The 15,889-nt window shown below is 62.1% G+C and carries 16 protein-coding genes; all 16 read left to right on the top strand.

Going from position 1 to position 15,889, the window contains the following annotated elements; genetic code table 11:
* The first annotated feature begins 131 nt into the window (after positions 1-131).
* The gene (locus tag GLP43_RS11930) at positions 132-1,295 is read left to right on the top strand and encodes an isovaleryl-CoA dehydrogenase (protein WP_005854015.1); all 1,164 of its coding nucleotides are present in this window, start codon (positions 132-134) and stop codon (positions 1,293-1,295) included.
* Positions 1,292-1,783, top strand: coding sequence for a lysozyme inhibitor LprI family protein (locus tag GLP43_RS11925; protein ID WP_237279474.1), 492 nt, complete (start codon positions 1,292-1,294; stop codon positions 1,781-1,783). Before GLP43_RS11930 ends, GLP43_RS11925 begins: the two co-directional genes overlap by 4 nt.
* Positions 1,783-3,306, top strand: coding sequence for an AMP-binding protein (locus GLP43_RS11920; RefSeq protein WP_237279473.1), 1,524 nt, complete (start codon positions 1,783-1,785; stop codon positions 3,304-3,306). The genes GLP43_RS11925 and GLP43_RS11920 overlap by 1 nt, the downstream gene beginning before the upstream one ends.
* Before the next feature lie 52 nt (positions 3,307-3,358).
* Positions 3,359-4,963, top strand: coding sequence for a carboxyl transferase domain-containing protein (locus GLP43_RS11915; protein ID WP_237279472.1), 1,605 nt, complete (start codon positions 3,359-3,361; stop codon positions 4,961-4,963).
* Positions 4,964-5,119: 156 nt separating this feature from the next.
* Entirely contained in the window at positions 5,120-7,054 is a 1,935-nt protein-coding gene (locus GLP43_RS11910) for an acetyl/propionyl/methylcrotonyl-CoA carboxylase subunit alpha (RefSeq protein WP_237279471.1), read from the top strand.
* 11 nt (positions 7,055-7,065) lie between these two features.
* Positions 7,066-7,731, top strand: coding sequence for a glutathione S-transferase family protein (locus tag GLP43_RS11905; protein ID WP_237279470.1), 666 nt, complete (start codon positions 7,066-7,068; stop codon positions 7,729-7,731).
* A gap of 53 nt (positions 7,732-7,784) precedes the next feature.
* Positions 7,785-8,642 carry a hydroxymethylglutaryl-CoA lyase gene (locus GLP43_RS11900; protein WP_237279469.1) on the top strand — a complete coding sequence of 286 codons (858 nt, stop codon included), beginning with the start codon at positions 7,785-7,787 and terminating at the stop codon, positions 8,640-8,642.
* Complete coding sequence (locus tag GLP43_RS11895; RefSeq protein WP_237279966.1) at positions 8,642-9,427, top strand: crotonase/enoyl-CoA hydratase family protein; 786 nt, start codon at positions 8,642-8,644, stop codon at positions 9,425-9,427. The genes GLP43_RS11900 and GLP43_RS11895 overlap by 1 nt, the downstream gene beginning before the upstream one ends.
* 56 nt (positions 9,428-9,483) lie before the next feature.
* Complete coding sequence (locus GLP43_RS11890; protein WP_237279468.1) at positions 9,484-10,383, top strand: NAD-dependent epimerase/dehydratase family protein; 900 nt, start codon at positions 9,484-9,486, stop codon at positions 10,381-10,383.
* A gap of 170 nt (positions 10,384-10,553) precedes the next feature.
* A complete protein-coding gene (locus GLP43_RS11885) occupies positions 10,554-10,919 on the top strand; it encodes an NADH-quinone oxidoreductase subunit A (RefSeq protein ID WP_005854000.1) in 366 nt (121 codons plus the stop codon).
* Positions 10,910-11,446 carry a NuoB/complex I 20 kDa subunit family protein gene (locus tag GLP43_RS11880; RefSeq protein WP_005853998.1) on the top strand — a complete coding sequence of 179 codons (537 nt, stop codon included), beginning with the start codon at positions 10,910-10,912 and terminating at the stop codon, positions 11,444-11,446. Before GLP43_RS11885 ends, GLP43_RS11880 begins: the two co-directional genes overlap by 10 nt.
* Positions 11,447-11,455: 9 nt before the next feature.
* A complete protein-coding gene (locus GLP43_RS11875; RefSeq protein WP_237279467.1) occupies positions 11,456-12,061 on the top strand; it encodes an NADH-quinone oxidoreductase subunit C in 606 nt (201 codons plus the stop codon).
* Between the two features lie 8 nt (positions 12,062-12,069).
* A complete protein-coding gene (locus GLP43_RS11870) occupies positions 12,070-12,234 on the top strand; it encodes a hypothetical protein (RefSeq protein WP_005853995.1) in 165 nt (54 codons plus the stop codon).
* Complete coding sequence (locus GLP43_RS11865) at positions 12,234-13,457, top strand: NADH-quinone oxidoreductase subunit D (RefSeq protein ID WP_009824863.1); 1,224 nt, start codon at positions 12,234-12,236, stop codon at positions 13,455-13,457. The genes GLP43_RS11870 and GLP43_RS11865 overlap by 1 nt, the downstream gene beginning before the upstream one ends.
* A 78-nt stretch (positions 13,458-13,535) precedes the next feature.
* Complete coding sequence (locus GLP43_RS11860; RefSeq protein WP_237279466.1) at positions 13,536-14,846, top strand: NADH-quinone oxidoreductase subunit E; 1,311 nt, start codon at positions 13,536-13,538, stop codon at positions 14,844-14,846.
* Positions 14,847-14,880: 34 nt separating this feature from the next.
* Complete coding sequence (locus GLP43_RS11855) at positions 14,881-15,876, top strand: endonuclease (protein ID WP_237279465.1); 996 nt, start codon at positions 14,881-14,883, stop codon at positions 15,874-15,876.
* The last annotated feature ends 13 nt before the right edge of the window (positions 15,877-15,889 follow it).

Raw genomic sequence — 15,889 nt, 5'->3', positions numbered from 1 at the left:
CTATCCTGTGTCACTGGGGTAACATCGGCGGCGCGGGTGCAGTTCCGCGCAGCCTGCGACATTTGCTTGACCGAATCCGCGAGAAGTGTAGTGTAATGAACAACTGTTCAATAAACTCGGGGGAGGGGTCTATGTTCAACACCACCATGAAATTCGATCTGGGCGATGACGTGAACGAGATGCGCGATATGGTGCACCGTTGGGCGCAGGAGCGGGTCAAGCCGATGGCCGCCGAGATCGACACCAAGAACGAATTCCCGCCCGCGCTCTGGGAAGAGATGGGCAGCCTTGGTCTGCTGGGCATGACGGTCGAGGAAGAATTCGGCGGCTCGGGCATGGGCTATGTCGCACACACCGTCGCGGTTGAAGAAATCGCACGCGCTTCGGCCTCTGTCTCGCTGTCCTACGGGGCCCATTCGAACCTCTGCGTCAACCAGATCCGTCTTAACGGCAGCCCCGAACAGAAGGCGAAATTCCTGCCGGGCCTATGCTCGGGTCAACACGTGGGCGCGCTCGCGATGTCCGAACCCTCTGCGGGCAGCGACGTGGTGTCGATGAAACTGCGCGCCGAAAAGCGCAACGATCACTACCGCCTGTCCGGCAATAAATACTGGATCACCAACGGCCCCGATGCAGACACGCTGGTGGTTTATGCCAAAACCGACCCCGATGCCGGATCGAAAGGCATCACCGCCTTCCTGATCGAGAAATCCATGAAAGGCTTCACCACCAGCCCGCATTTCGACAAGCTTGGCATGCGCGGGTCCAACACGGCAGAGCTGATCTTTGACGATGTCGAAGTCCCGTTTGAAAACGTTCTGGGCGAAGAGGGGCGCGGCGTGGCGGTGCTGATGTCGGGCCTTGATTACGAACGCGTGGTACTGGCGGGGATTGGTCTGGGGATCATGGCCGCCTGTCTGGACGAGATCATGCCCTATATGGTTGAACGCAAACAGTTCGGGCAGCCCATCGGGAACTTCCAGCTGATGCAGGGCAAGATGGCGGATATGTACACCGCGATGAATTCCGCCCGCGCCTATGTCTACGAGGTCGCCAAGGCCTGTGACCGCGGCGATGTCACCCGTGCCGATGCCGCCGCCTGCTGTTTGTATGCCAGTGAAGAGGCGATGAAACAGGCGCATCAGGCGGTGCAGGCAATGGGGGGCGCGGGCTATCTGTCGGACAACCCCGTGGGCCGTATCTTCCGCGATGCCAAGCTGATGGAGATCGGGGCAGGCACCTCTGAAATCCGCCGGATGCTGGTGGGCCGCGAGATGATGGGAGCGATGGCGTGAGACCTCTGGCCCTTGCCTTGATGCTCTGCGCCTCACCGCTTGCCGCGCAGGATCTGCAATATACCGATCGCGGCACAGAGATTTGTCTGGCCGACGCCGATGGCTTTGCCGCCGAGATGGCCTGCGTCGGTGTCTCTGCGAACCAGTGTATGGAGGATTCTCCCGGCGGGAACAGCACCTATGGCATGGGCGGGTGTCTGGACCGTGAGCTGCAATTCTGGGACCAGCGGTTGAACGATAATTACGCCGCGGTGATGGTACAGGCCAAACGGATGGATGCCGATGCAATCCCGGGGCCCGAGGGCCGCCTCGGCGTGGCGGATTCCCTGCGCGAGATGCAGCGGGCTTGGATCGTGTTCCGCGACAAGGCATGCACCTACGAAGCCTCGCTTTGGCAGGGGGGCACGGGGCGCGGACCTGCGGCGATTAACTGTCTGATGCGTCAGACCGCGCGTCAGGCGTTGTCGCTGGACGTGTGGGAAGGCTGATGGCTGACGTCCTGCCAGGTCTGGACGGGACGGGCGCGTGGGAGATTCCGGCGCGGCTGAACATGGCGGCGCAATGTCTGTCCCATGACCCCGCGCGGCGCGCGATCATTGATCTGACAGGAGATGCGCGACGTGATGTCAGCTTTGGCATCCTGTCCGATATGGTCGACGGACTGGCCCGCGCCTTGGCGCAGCGGGTGCAGGCGGGCGACCGCGTGGGCGTGCTGCTAGGGCAAAGCCCTTGGTGTGCCGCAGCCCATCTGGCGATCTGGAAAATCGGTGCGATTTCAGTGCCTTTGTTCAAGCTCTTCAAGTATGATGCCCTCGCGTCGCGGGTGCGTGATGCGGGCGTGACGCTGGTGCTGACCGATCCCGAAGGGCGCGATCTGCTGGGGGGGCTGGCAACGCCCTTGATGGTGGATAGCGTCGGCATGGCGGGCGATCCTGTCGCCTTTGCCGACACCGGCCCTGACGATCCGGCGGTGCTGATCTATACCTCGGGCACGACGGGCTCGCCCAAGGGTGCGCTGCATGGCCATCGGGTGCTGACGGGCCATCTGCCCGGCGTCTCGCTCAGCCATGATGTGCTGGGGCAGGACGGCGATTGCCTCTGGACGCCTGCGGATTGGGCGTGGATCGGCGGGCTGTTCGATGTGGCAATGCCCGCGCTGGCGCTTGGTGTGCCTGTTGTCGCGGCGCGCTTGGCCAAATTCTCTCCAGACGCCTGTGCGCGCATCATCCGCGAGGGCGATGTGCGCAACGTGTTCTTCCCCCCGACCGCGCTGCGGATGCTCAAGGCCGAGGGGGCCACGATCGCGGGGCTACGCTCTGTCGCGTCGGGGGGGGAGCCTTTGGGCGCAGAGATGCTGGCATGGGGGCAACAAGCCTTTGGCCTGACCATCAACGAATTCTACGGGCAGACCGAATGTAATATGGTCGCCACCAGCGCGGGCAGCCGGTTCCCGCCGCGCCCCGGCTGCATTGGCAAGCCGGTGCCGGGCCATGACGTCGCGGTGTTGGATGATGACGGTGCGCCGACGGCAGACGAAGGCGATGTCGCCATCCGCAAGGGATCAGCCGCGATGATGCTGGGCTATTGGCAGCGCCCCGACGAGACAGCACAGAAATTCCGGGGTGACTGGATGCTGACCGGTGATCGCGGTGTGTTTGAAGGCGACTACCTGCGCTTTATCGGGCGCGAGGATGATGTGATCACCTCAAGCGGCTATCGCATCGGTCCGGCAGAAATCGAGGATTGCCTGCTGACCCATCCCGATGTGGCAACCTGCGGTGTGGTGGGCAAGCCCGACCCGCTGCGGACAGAGATCGTCAAAGCCTATGTCGTGCGCAAATCCGGTGCGACTGTCGATGAGCAGACCCTGCAAGACTGGGTGAAAACCCGCCTTGCCAGCTATTCCTACCCGCGCGAGGTGGCCTTTCTGGATGCCTTGCCGATGACCGTCACAGGCAAAGTGATCCGCCGCGCGCTTAAAGCCCGCGCCGCTGCCGAAGGGGCTGCGTGATGCAATACCCCCCTGTGACGTCCCCCCATTCCATCCGATCAAGGAGACCGACATGAAGCTGATTTCGCAAGCCTTGCCCTCGTTCGAAAGCTTCAAGGCGAACGAGGCCGCGCATCTGGCCGCGCTGCAAACCATCCGCGAGGCGGCGGATGCGGCGGAACTGGGCGGCGGCGAGAAATCTCGCGCGCGTCACGTGAGCCGCGGCAAGATGCTGCCCCGCGAACGGGTGGCTAATCTGCTCGACCCCGGATCGCCGTTCCTTGAAGTTGGTGCGCTGGCGGCGCATGGGCTCTATGGCGGTGCCGCCCCCGCGGCAGGTGTGATCGCGGGTGTCGGCAAGGTGCAGGGCATCGACTGCATGATCGTGTGCAACGACGCCACGGTGAAGGGCGGCACCTATTTCCCGATGAGCGTTAAGAAACACCTGCGCGCCCAAGAGATCGCCGAGGAAAATCATCTGCCCTGCATCTATCTGGTCGATAGCGGCGGCGCGAACCTGCCCAATCAGGACGAGGTCTTTCCCGACCGTGACCACTTTGGCCGGATTTTCTATAATCAGGCGCGGATGAGCGGTAAGGGCATTCCCCAAATCGCTGTGGTCATGGGCTCGTGCACCGCGGGCGGGGCCTATGTGCCCGCGATGTCGGATGTGTCGATCATCGTGAAAGAGCAGGGCACAATCTTTTTGGCAGGTCCGCCGCTGGTCAAAGCCGCCACGGGCGAGGTGGTCAGCGCCGAGGATCTGGGCGGCGGCGATGTGCATACCCGTCTGTCAGGTGTGGCCGACTATCTGGCCGAGGATGACGCCCACGCGCTGGCCTTGGCACGACGCGCCGTGGCCGGTCTGAACCGCGCGGCCCCGATGAATGTGCAGTGGCAACCCGCCGAAGACCCTGCCTATGATCCGGCCGAGATGCTGGGCGTTGTCCCCGCCGATCTGCGCACGCCCTATGACATCCGCGAAGTCATCATGCGGCTGGTCGATGGCAGCCGCTTCGACGAATTCAAGGCGCGCTTTGGCGAGACGCTGGTCTGCGGTTTCGCCCATGTGAAAGGCTGCCCCGTCGGTATCATCGCCAACAACGGCGTATTGTTCTCGGAATCCGCCCAGAAAGGCGCGCATTTCGTAGAACTCTGTTCGCAGCGCAAGATCCCGCTGGTGTTCTTGCAAAACATCACCGGCTTCATGGTCGGCCGCAAATACGAGAACGAAGGCATCGCGCGGCACGGGGCCAAGATGGTGACGGCCGTCGCTTCGACCAATGTGCCCAAGATCACCATGCTGGTGGGCGGGTCGTTCGGGGCCGGTAACTATGGTATGGCGGGCCGCGCCTATTCCCCGCGTTTTATGTGGACATGGCCGAACTCGCGCATTTCGGTCATGGGCGGTGCGCAGGCGGCGGGCGTTCTGGCAACGGTAAAACGCGATGCGATCGAACGCGCCGGCGACAGTTGGACCGAGGAAGAAGAGACCGCGTTCAAACAGCCCACGATTGATATGTTCGAGGAACAGTCGCATCCGCTTTATGCGACCGCGCGGCTTTGGGATGATGGTGTTATCGACCCGCGCCACAGCCGCGAGGTGCTGTCGCTGTCGCTACGGGCAAGCTTGAACGCACCGATCGAGGATACGAAGTTTGGTGTGTTCCGGATGTAGGCTGCGGTGGGCCTTTATGCGGCCGGGGGCCAGCCCAAATTCGTGAATAAAGCCGGGGGCCAGCCCAAGACTTTTATAAGGCCGGGGGCCAGCCCCCGGGACCCCCGGAGTTTAAGGGGCAAAATGAAGATAAGATGGATGTGAGGGAACTGCGTGATGTTTGATACGATCCTGATTGCGAACCGGGGCGAGATTGCTTGCCGCGTGATGGAGACAGCGCAGGCCATGGGGGTGCGCTGCGTGGCGGTCTATTCCGACGCGGACCGCGCGGCGAAACATGTGGCGATGGCGGATACCGCGGTGCATATCGGCGGGTCGGCTCCTGCGGATAGCTATCTGCGCGGCGAGGTGATCATTCAGGCGGCACTGGATACCGGCGCTCAGGCGATCCATCCGGGCTATGGCTTTTTGTCGGAGAACCCCGATTTCGTGGATGCGGTAGAGGCGGCGGGGCTGGTCTTTATCGGCCCGTCGGCCAAGGCCATCCGCGCGATGGGGCTTAAAGATGCCGCCAAGGCCTTGATGGTCGAGGCGGGCGTGCCGGTTGTGCCGGGGTATCACGGGGCCGATCAGAATGACGCGCTGCTGGCGGCAGAGGCGGATAAGATCGGCTATCCGGTGTTGATCAAGGCCGTCGCCGGCGGCGGCGGCAAGGGCATGCGGCTGGTGGAGGCGGCGGACGGTTTTCAGGCCGCGCTGGAGAGTGCGCGCTCCGAGGCCAAGACAGCCTTTGGCAACGCCGATGTGCTGGTCGAGAAATTCGTCACCAAACCGCGCCATATCGAGGTGCAGGTTTTTGGCGACGGCAAAAAGGCCGTGCATCTGTTTGAACGCGATTGCTCGCTTCAGCGGCGCCACCAGAAGGTGATCGAGGAGGCTCCGGCCCCCGGCATGACGCCCGAAATGCGCGAAGCGATGGGGCAGGCGGCGGTCACAGCAGCCGAGGCGATCGGCTATGCTGGGGCGGGCACGATTGAATTCATCGTCGACGGCTCTGGCGGGTTGCAGACGGACGGCTTCTTTTTCATGGAGATGAATACCCGTTTGCAGGTGGAACATCCCGTGACCGAGGCGATTACCGGCGTTGATCTGGTCGCCTGGCAGTTGCGTGTGGCGGCAGGCGAGGGGCTGCCTTTGCGCCAGGACGAATTGTCGATCCGCGGCCATGCGTTTGAGGCGCGGCTTTATGCGGAGGATGTGCCCAAGGGCTTCCTGCCCGCCACGGGCACCTTGACGCATTTGCAGTTCACGCCCGCCTGCCGTGCCGACAGCGGTGTGCGCGCCGGCGATACGATCAGCCCCTTCTATGATCCGATGATTGCCAAGGTGATCGTGCATGGCGACACGCGCGACATCGCCCTCTCGCGCCTGCGCGCAGCGCTGACCGGCTGCGAGGTGGCGGGGACGGTCACGAACCTTGCATTTCTGGGCGCTTTGGCGGCGCATGAAGGGTTTGCCGCGGGGGATGTGGATACGGGGCTGATCGCCCGTGACATTGATGCTTTGACACAAACGCCCGAGGTGGCGCCGCGCCATGCGGCGCTTGCCGGAATGGCGGCGCTGTCGTTGCTGGAACCGGCCGAGGGCGCGGGATTTACGCTGTGGCAGCCGCTGCGCCGCGCGGTCGGATTGTCCTGGGGCGGCGAGGATCATCTGCTGCAGGTGCAGGTTGTCTCGGAGGATCATCAGATCTGGGCTGTCAATGGGGCAGAGGTCGTCGCGCAGCGCATCGGTGGGCGCTGGTCCGTGGGCGGGCAACAGGCGGCGGATGTTTCGGTCGCGGATGGGCGCGTGACGGTGTTTGATGGCTATGGGCTGGTGTTCGACGTTATCGATCCGCTGGCCCGTGCTGCGGGGGGGCACGGCGACGGCAACCTGATCGAGGCCCCGATGCCCGGATTGGTGCGTGTCGTGGATGCCAAGGTCGGCCAGGCGGTGACCAAGGGCGATCGTCTGGCGGTGCTGGAAGCCATGAAGATGGAGCACAGCCTGCTTGCCGCGCGGGATGGCGTGGTCGCCGAGGTTCTGGCGCAGGCTGGTGATCAGGTCGAGGCGGGTGTAGCACTGGTGCGGCTAGAGCCCGAGGCATAGGAGACCGCACCATGATTACCCTGCACCACGTCGAACAGACCCGTTCCATGCGCACCCTTTGGTTGCTGTACGAGCTGGAGGTGCCCTTCGAGGTGTCGATCCACGCCTTCGACAAATCTTTGCGTGATCCGGGCTATCTGGCGATTTCGCCGGCGGGGCGTGTGCCCTCGCTCGAGATCGACGGGGAGAGGATGTTCGAGACCGGTGCCATCGCGGAGTATCTTTGCGAACGGTTCAGCCCTGATCGTTTGGGGCGGATGCCGGGGGCACCGGATCGCATGGCGTGGCTGGTGTGGATCCATTTTGCCGAGACGGTATCGCAGCATTGTGCCGCGTTGACCCAGCAGCACGTGGCGCTGCGCGACGATTCCATGCGCAGCCCCATCGTGATGAAGCTGGAAGCCGCGCGTTTGATGAAGTGTTACGACGCGATCGAGGCGCGTTTGGGCGGCGGGATACTGTCACAGGATTATCTGTTGATGAGCGGTTTCACCGCGGCGGATGTGAACGTGGGGCAGGCGGTCTATATGGCGCAGCACTTCGCCAAGCTCGACAATCACCCCAATGTGGCGGCCTGGTATGCGCGCATCACCGACCGCGAGGCGTTCCAGCTGTCACTGCCCAAAGACGTGCCGTTGTTTGACCGGACGTTTTATGACCCGTGGCCGGTCGAGTGATGCTACCGTCACGCAGGTGAGTTTATTTGGCAAAATGAAGGGGAGGGGGCGTTATGGATAAAGGGTTCTGCGAGATATTCGAGGTCGGTCCACGGGACGGGCTGCAAAACGAGGCGCGCGAAATTCCGGTATCGGAGAAAATCGCGCTGGTCGACCTGCTGAGCCGTGCGGGGTTTTCCCGGATCGAGGTGGCGAGCTTTGTCAGCCCCAAATGGGTGCCGCAGATGGCCGGATCGGGTGAGGTTCTGGGCGGGATTGCTCGGGTCGAGGGGGTGCGTTATGCCGCGCTGACCCCCAATATGCGGGGCTACGAGGATGCGGTCGCGGCCAAAGCGGGGGAAATCGCGGTGTTCGCCTCGGCCAGCGAGGGGTTCAGCCAGAAGAATATCAACGCCAGCATCGAGGAGGCGTTCGAGCGTTTCGCGCCGATCCTAGAGCAGGCACGCCATGTGGATATGCCAGTGCGGGGCTATGTCTCTTGCGTGGTGGAATGCCCCTATGACGGGGCGGTCGCGCCCTCCAAGGTGGCGGATGTGGCAGATCGTCTTTTCTCTATGGGCTGCTATGAGGTCTCGCTTGGGGATACCATCGGGGCGGGCACGCCGGATACGATTGCGCGCATGTTGCTGGCGGTGCGCGATGTGGTGCCCGTGGGGCGTTTGGCCGGGCATTACCATGATACAAACGGGCGGGCGATGGACAATATTGATGCATCCCTGTCCATGGGCGTGCGGGTGTTCGATGCCGCCGTAGGCGGTTTGGGGGGGTGCCCCTATGCGCCGGGGGCCGCGGGCAATGTTGCTACGGAAAAGGTCAACGCGCATCTGGCGGCGCTTGGCTATGACACCGGGTTGGATCAGGCGGTGATAGAAGAAGCCGCCGAGAAGGCGCGGCGGATGAGGGCAGGATGATGTACGAAACACTGAAGCTGGAGACCGACGCGCGCGGGGTCGCGACGTTGACGTTGGCGCGCGAGGAAAAGCATAACGCCATGTCCGCGCAGATGATCGCGGAGTTGACCGGGGCCGCCGCCGCCTTGGCCGCTGATGACGCTGTGCGGGTCGTGGTGCTGACCGGCGCGGGCAAAAGCTTTTGCGCGGGCGGTGATCTGGGCTGGATGCAGGCGCAGCGCGATATGGATGGGCCGACACGCTCGGCCGAGGCAGGCAAGCTGGCCGCGATGCTGGGCGCGCTGAACGCGCTGCCCAAGCCCTTGATCGGTCGGGTGCAGGGCAACGCTTTTGGTGGCGGAGTCGGCATGGCCTCGGTCTGTGACGTGGCGATCGGGGTTGATACGTTGAAGATGGGGTTCACCGAGACGCGGCTGGGGATCATTCCGGCCACCATCGGCCCCTATGTGCTGGCCCGTATGGGCGAGGGGCGCGCGCGGCGTGTGTTCATGTCGGCCCGTCTGTTTGACGCGGCAGAGGCGGTCGATCTGGGGTTGCTGGCCCGTGCCGTGCCGGCGGATGCGCTGGACGCTGCGATCGAGGCCGAGGTCGTGCCCTATCTGTCCTGTGCGCCGGGGGCCGTGGCAGCGGCGAAACAGCTCGCGCGGGATCTGGGGCCGCGGATCGACGCGCAGGTCGTGGACCATACCATCGCCGCATTGGCCGACCGCTGGGAAACCGAAGAGGCGGCCGAGGGAATCGGTGCCTTCTTCGACAAGCGCAAGGCGTCCTGGATTACGGGTTGAAGCGGGGCGGCAAGGCTCTAGGCTTTGCCACGACATCAACGGCAAGAGGGGCCCCCATGCGTATTCTATTCACCGGCGGCAGCGGCAAGGCGGGGCGGCATGTGATCCCCTATCTGCTGGAGCAGGGGCATCAGGTGTTGAACGTGGATCAGCAGCCGCTGGATCACCCCGGCGTTGACAACCGCATCGCCGATATCACCGACGCGGGCCAGATGCATGATGTGATGCATAGTCTGATGAACTTGGGCGAACTGGATCAGGGCACCGCCGCGCAGGGGGTTGACGCCGTTGTGCATTTCGCAGCCGTGCCGCGCATTCTGATCACGTCGGATACGGAGGTGTTTCGGGTCAATACGCTTGGCACCTATCATGTCATTGATGCTGCCGTGAAAGCAGGTGTGCCCAAGATCATCTTTGCCTCATCCGAGACGACCTATGGCATCTGCTTTGCCCATGGGGAGCGCAAGCCTGACTATATCCCCGTCGATGAGGACCACCCGACCGTGCCCGAAGACAGCTATGCCATGTCCAAGGTCTGTAACGAGGCGACGGCGCGCAGCTTTCAGGCGCGCACGGGCGCGGACATCTACGGGTTGAGAATCAACAACGTGATCGAACCGCATGAATACGCCAGTCTTTTCCCCGGCTTCATTCACGACCCCGATCAACGTCGGCGCAATATCTTTGCCTACATCGATGCCCGCGATCTGGGGCAGATGGTGCAGCGCTGTCTCGAGGTCGACGGCTTGGGGTACGAGGTGTTCAATGTGGCCAACGCCGACACCTCTGTCGCCGCACAAACGTCTGACTTGATTGAGCGCTACTATAAAGACGTGCGCCAGACCCGCGATATGGGCCAGTTCGAGACATTCTTCAGCATCGAAAAGGCGCGTGACCTGCTGGGGTTCGCGCCGCAGCACAGTTGGCGCGAGAGCTGCGATCTGCTGGAAAAATAGCGCCAATCACGCGGGCGCGGGCAGGGTGTGCCGCGCCCCACGACAGGATGACGCAAATATGGCGGGCTCGGTTGACCCTGACCGGACAGCGGAGTAAACCGACCAAAGCCAATAGTGCCGTTTGGCTGACAGGGCGCGTGGCGCGTCGCATACGCAAAAGGAGCTTCCCCTTGGACGACATGATGCGGGAATACCTGCCGATCCTACTTTTTCTAGCCGTGGCGATTGTCCTTGGCATTGTTTTGATCCTGGCCGCCGTCGTGCTGGCCGTGCGCAACCCGGACCCTGAAAAAGTGTCGGCCTATGAATGCGGGTTCAACGCCTTTGATGACGCCCGGATGAAATTTGATGTGCGGTTCTACCTCGTGTCGATCCTGTTCATCATCTTTGACCTCGAAATCGCTTTCCTCTTCCCCTGGGCCGTGGCCTTTCAGGACGTGAGCATGGCCGGTTTCTGGTCGATGATGGTCTTTCTTGCCGTGCTGACAGCCGGCTTTGCATATGAGTGGAAAAAGGGAGCACTGGAATGGCAGTAGCAGCCGCCGGGGCCAATGTGGCCGGGATGGACCGCGATGTGGCCACCCAGAACCTGAATAAGGAACTGCAGGACAAAGGTTTCCTGCTGACCTCGACCGAAGACATCATTAACTGGGCGCGTACCGGCTCGCTGCACTGGATGACTTTTGGTCTGGCCTGCTGCGCCGTCGAGATGATGCACACCTCGATGCCGCGCTACGATCTGGAACGTTTTGGTACCGCGCCACGCGCGTCTCCGCGTCAGTCCGACCTGATGATTGTTGCGGGCACGTTGACCAACAAGATGGCACCGGCATTGCGCAAGGTCTATGACCAGATGCCGGAACCGCGCTATGTGATTTCTATGGGGTCCTGCGCCAATGGCGGCGGCTATTACCACTACAGCTATTCCGTGGTGCGCGGCTGTGACCGTGTCGTGCCTGTCGATGTCTATGTGCCCGGCTGCCCCCCCACGGCAGAGGCGTTGCTTTATGGTATCATGCAGCTGCAGCGCAAAATCCGCCGCACCGGCACAATTGTTCGCTAAGGGGCTGATATGTCAGAACAACTGAACGAACTTGGCGCGTATATCGAAGCGAAACGCCCCGACTGTATCCTCGGCTGGGACATCGCCTTTGACGAGCTGAACATGGATGTCACCCAGGCCAATCTGCCCGGTCTGGTAGAATTTATCAAAAGCGACGCGACCTGCCGTTTCTCCTCGCTGGTGGATATCACCGCGGTGGATTACCCGGGCCGCGCCAAACGCTTTGATGTCGTCTATCATTTCCTGTCGATGTACCAGAACCAGCGCATCCGCTTGCGCGTCGCCGCGCGCGAAGAGGATATGGTCCCCTCGATCGTCGATATCCACCCGTCGGCCAACTGGTTCGAACGCGAGGTCTTTGACATGTTCGGCATCATCTTTGCCGGCCACCCCGACCTGCGTCGCCTGCTGACCGACTACGGGTTCCGCGGCTACCCGCTGCGTAAGGATTTCCCAACCACCGGCTATACCGAAGTCCGCTATGACGAGAGCGAAAAGCGCGTGGTCTATGAACCCGTGAGCCTCGTTCAGGAATATCGCCAGTTCGACTTTATGTCGCCTTGGGAAGGGGCCGAATATATTCTGCCGGGCGATGAAAAGCCGGAGGCAAAATAATGGGGGGCATGTGGTGGTTCATACTGTCTGCCCTCACAATCATCCCGATGGTCAAGCTGTTGCCGTTTTTCGGGATCAATAAATACTGGTCTGTTGCCTGTATCGTGCCTTTGGGCACCGTCGCCCTTTTGTGGTGGATGGGCGTCAAACTGACCGAGCTGGAGCGTAAATGATGGACGGCACCAAAGGTTTCGAAGACGCCCTGACCGGCGAGCAGAAGATCCGCAACTTCAACATCAACTTCGGCCCGCAACACCCTGCGGCGCACGGGGTTCTGCGTCTGGTTCTCGAACTCGACGGCGAGATCGTCGAACGCTGCGATCCGCATATCGGCCTGCTGCACCGTGGCACCGAAAAGCTGATGGAAAGCCGCACCTACCTGCAGAACCTGCCGTATTTCGACCGGCTGGATTACGTGGCCCCGATGAACCAGGAACACGCCTGGTGTCTGGCCATCGAAAAGCTGACCGGCGTCGAGGTGCCCCGTCGCGCCTCTCTGATCCGCGTGCTCTATTCCGAGATCGGCCGCATCCTGTCGCACCTGCTGAACGTCACCACGCAGGCGATGGACGTAGGTGCACTGACACCGCCGCTTTGGGGCTTTGAAGAACGCGAAGATCTGATGATCTTCTACGAACGCGCCTGCGGTGCCCGTCTTCACGCGGCCTATTTCCGGCCCGGAGGTGTTCATCAGGATCTGCCGCCTGCGCTGCTTGATGATATCGAGGCATGGACCCACAAGTTCCTGTCGGGCTTCATGGTCGACGTGGATCAGCTGCTGACAGAAAACCGGATCTTCAAACAGCGTAACGCTGACATCGGCATCGTGTCTGAACAGGACATCCAGGATTGGGGCTTCTCGGGCGTGATGGTCCGCGGCTCTGGCCTGGCGTGGGATTTGCGCCGTGCGCAGCCCTATGAATGCTACGATGAATTCGACTTCCAGATTCCGACCGGTGTGAACGGCGATTGCTATGACCGCTACCTCGTCCGCATGGAAGAAATGCGCCAGTCCACCTACATCATCCAGCAAGCCATCGAGAAGCTGCGCGCGCCCGAAGGGCAGGGCGATGTATTGGCGCGGGGCAAGATCACGCCCCCCAGCCGGACCGCGATGAAAACCGACATGGAAAGCCTGATCCACCACTTCAAGCTCTACACCGAAGGGTTCCACGTCCCCGCCGGCGAAGTCTATTGCGCTGTCGAGGCCCCAAAGGGCGAATTCGGCGTCTACCTTGTGGCGGATGGTTCGAACAAACCCTACCGTGCCAAACTGCGCGCGCCCGGCTACCTGCACCTGCAAGCGATGGATTACATCGCCAAGGGGCACCAGCTGGCGGATGTCGCGGCGATCATCGGCACCATGGACATCGTTTTCGGAGAGGTCGACCGTTGAGCCGGGTCCTCTTCATTTTGCCAAATAAACTCCCGCCGGAGGCGCCCGCCGTTTCCGCAAGAACGAAAGCCTGATCTGATGCTGCGCCGTTTGCACCCTGACCAACCGACAAGCTTTGCCTTCACCCCCGCCAACCAGGCTTGGGCCGAAGCGCAGATCACGAAATACCCCGAAGGCCGTCAGGCCAGCGCGATCATCCCTTTGCTGTGGCGTGCGCAGGAACAAGAAGGCTGGCTGAGCCGCCCTGCAATCGAACATGTCTCTGAAATGCTGGGCATGGCCTATATCCGCGGGCTCGAGGTCGCGACATTCTATTTTATGTTCCAGCTTCAGCCTGTGGGCGAGGTCGCGCATTTCCAGATTTGCGGCACGACATCCTGCATGATCTGCGGTGCTGAAGACCTGATCGAGGTCTGCAAGGAACGCATCGCGCCCAAGGCCCATCAGATCAGCGCAGACGGCAAATTCTCGTGGGAAGAAGTCGAATGTCTGGGGGCCTGTTCGAACGCGCCGATGGCGCAGATCGGCAAGGACTATTACGAAGATCTGACCGTCGACGGCTTCCGCGCCATGATCGACGAGATGGCGGCGGGGCAGGTGCCTGTACCCGGGCCGCAGAACGGGCGCTATGCCTCTGAACCGCTGTCCGGGCTGACCAGCCTAACCGATCACGACAGTGGTAAGACACAATATAACGCCAGCGCGCAGCTGGCCGTGGACATCGGCGATACGCTCAAGCGCATCGATGGTACCGAAGTGCCGCTGACTGCCCCCTGGCAGGGTAAAGATGGTGCAGACAGCGCCGGTTCCGACAAGGAACAGCCTGTTGCGCGGGATGACAATATGCCACCCGAAGGCCCTGACGGTGCCCAAGGCGGTCGTACCGCCGCAGAGGAAGACGCACCACGTGATGTTGGCGATGCCTCGGATCAACGCTCCGAAGCACCGGGGGAGGCTGACGGCACCGAAGCTGTGGGCAAACCCGAAACAGGCAGCGTCGCGCCGGGCGATCCGGCCCCTGCACCCAAAGCCCCGACCGCGGGCACCAAAAAAGCATCGGTTGCGAAGTCTGCCGAAGCCAACGCGGATGCTGCAGCCACCAAGCCCAAGACGCTGGATGCCCCCGAAGGCGGCGCGGCGGATGACCTCAAGATGATCAAGGGCATCGGTCCTAAGCTCGAAGCGCTGGTTAACAAGATGGGCTTTTACCACTTTAGCCAGATCGCTGACTGGGGCCCCAACGAGGTATCCTGGGTGGATCAGAACCTCGAAGGTTTCAAGGGCCGCGTGACCCGCGACAACTGGGTCGAGCAGGCGAAAAAGCTTGCTTCTGGTGAAGAAACAGAATTCTCGTCGCGCGCCACAAAAGATGGTATCTATAACACATAATAGATCATCTTGAATGGCGAACGAAGGGACGGACATGACTGATTTGACGCAAAAAGAGCAATGCAGACGCGGTTGCACACAGTGGGGGACCGGGGTCGGCGTTGTCCTCGCGTTGCTATTTTGGCTGGTTTTCGGCTGGGGCTTTATAGCCTCGCTGTTCCTTGGAATCATACTGGGGCTTGTGACCTTTGTGGTCCTGTCCAAATTCATGTGCGGGCCGCTTGGGCATGAGCCTATGCAGACGGCCAGCGCCCCTGCGGCGGCGGCGGCACCTGCAACGGCGGCCACAACCCAGGCGGCCAGCGCCGCACCAACCAGCGACGCCGCGGTAGAGCCTGAGCCGACGCTGGAGGCGGAACCCGCTGCCACCGAAACGGTAGAGACTCGCCCCGAAGACACGACCGGCGGTCAGGCAAAGGCCGATGTCGGCGGTGCCGCGTCAGAGGCGACAGCGGGCACCTCGCCGGCGGCCAAAGACGAACCCGCCGCTTTCTCGGGGATCAAGCCCACGGCCAAACTGAAGGGCCAAGAGGAACTCGCTGCGCGCAAAGGCAGCTACAAATACGAAGCCCCTGCAGCCGAGCCTGCAAAGGCCAAGGCGGCTCCGGCTCCTGCGCCCGCAGCAGAAGCGGCGGCGGAACCTGTCGCCTCTATCCCGGAACCAACGCCGGCTGAAACACCGCAGGCACCGGCCACCGTTGAGGGTGCTACCTCGACCCGTTCGGGGATCGCGGATATTCCGGCGGATACTGTGGAAAGCAGCCCCGAAACGCTAGACCAGCCGCGCGCTGGCGGTGCCGATAACCTCAAGCTTATCAGTGGGGTAGGGCCGAAACTTGAACAAACGCTGAATGAGCTGGGGATCTATCACTTTGAACAGATCGCCAAATGGACCGCGGCTGAAATCGCATGGGTTGATGCCCGCGTGCGGTTCAAAGGCCGTATTCAACGTGATGACTGGATGGCGCAGGCCAAGACCCTCGCATCCGGTGGAGAGACCGAATTCTCCACTCGTAGTAAAAAGACCTGAGCCTGACATGGAT

It is taken from the genome of Sulfitobacter sp. M39 (assembly GCF_021735935.1).
Taxonomy (GTDB): Bacteria; Pseudomonadota; Alphaproteobacteria; order Rhodobacterales; family Rhodobacteraceae; genus Sulfitobacter.
The sequence above is the reverse complement of the archived record's forward strand: the minus strand, read 5'-3'. Positions and strand labels throughout refer to the sequence as shown.

Excerpts from the sequence above, each read along its gene's own strand:
- GLP43_RS11930 (WP_005854015.1), top strand. The coding sequence starts at position 132 with ATGTTCAACACCACCATGAAATTCGATCTGGGCGATGACGTGAACGAG.
- GLP43_RS11920 (WP_237279473.1), top strand. The coding sequence starts at position 1,783 with ATGGCTGACGTCCTGCCAGGTCTGGACGGGACGGGCGCGTGGGAGATT.
- GLP43_RS11915 (WP_237279472.1), top strand. The coding sequence starts at position 3,359 with ATGAAGCTGATTTCGCAAGCCTTGCCCTCGTTCGAAAGCTTCAAGGCG.
- GLP43_RS11910 (WP_237279471.1), top strand. The coding sequence starts at position 5,120 with ATGTTTGATACGATCCTGATTGCGAACCGGGGCGAGATTGCTTGCCGC.
- GLP43_RS11905 (WP_237279470.1), top strand. The coding sequence starts at position 7,066 with ATGATTACCCTGCACCACGTCGAACAGACCCGTTCCATGCGCACCCTT.
- GLP43_RS11900 (WP_237279469.1), top strand. The coding sequence starts at position 7,785 with ATGGATAAAGGGTTCTGCGAGATATTCGAGGTCGGTCCACGGGACGGG.
- GLP43_RS11895 (WP_237279966.1), top strand. The coding sequence starts at position 8,642 with ATGTACGAAACACTGAAGCTGGAGACCGACGCGCGCGGGGTCGCGACG.
- GLP43_RS11890 (WP_237279468.1), top strand. The coding sequence starts at position 9,484 with ATGCGTATTCTATTCACCGGCGGCAGCGGCAAGGCGGGGCGGCATGTG.
- GLP43_RS11880 (WP_005853998.1), top strand. The coding sequence starts at position 10,910 with ATGGCAGTAGCAGCCGCCGGGGCCAATGTGGCCGGGATGGACCGCGAT.
- GLP43_RS11875 (WP_237279467.1), top strand. The coding sequence starts at position 11,456 with ATGTCAGAACAACTGAACGAACTTGGCGCGTATATCGAAGCGAAACGC.
- GLP43_RS11870 (WP_005853995.1), top strand. The coding sequence starts at position 12,070 with ATGTGGTGGTTCATACTGTCTGCCCTCACAATCATCCCGATGGTCAAG.
- GLP43_RS11865 (WP_009824863.1), top strand. The coding sequence starts at position 12,234 with ATGGACGGCACCAAAGGTTTCGAAGACGCCCTGACCGGCGAGCAGAAG.
- GLP43_RS11860 (WP_237279466.1), top strand. The coding sequence starts at position 13,536 with ATGCTGCGCCGTTTGCACCCTGACCAACCGACAAGCTTTGCCTTCACC.
- GLP43_RS11855 (WP_237279465.1), top strand. The coding sequence starts at position 14,881 with ATGACTGATTTGACGCAAAAAGAGCAATGCAGACGCGGTTGCACACAG.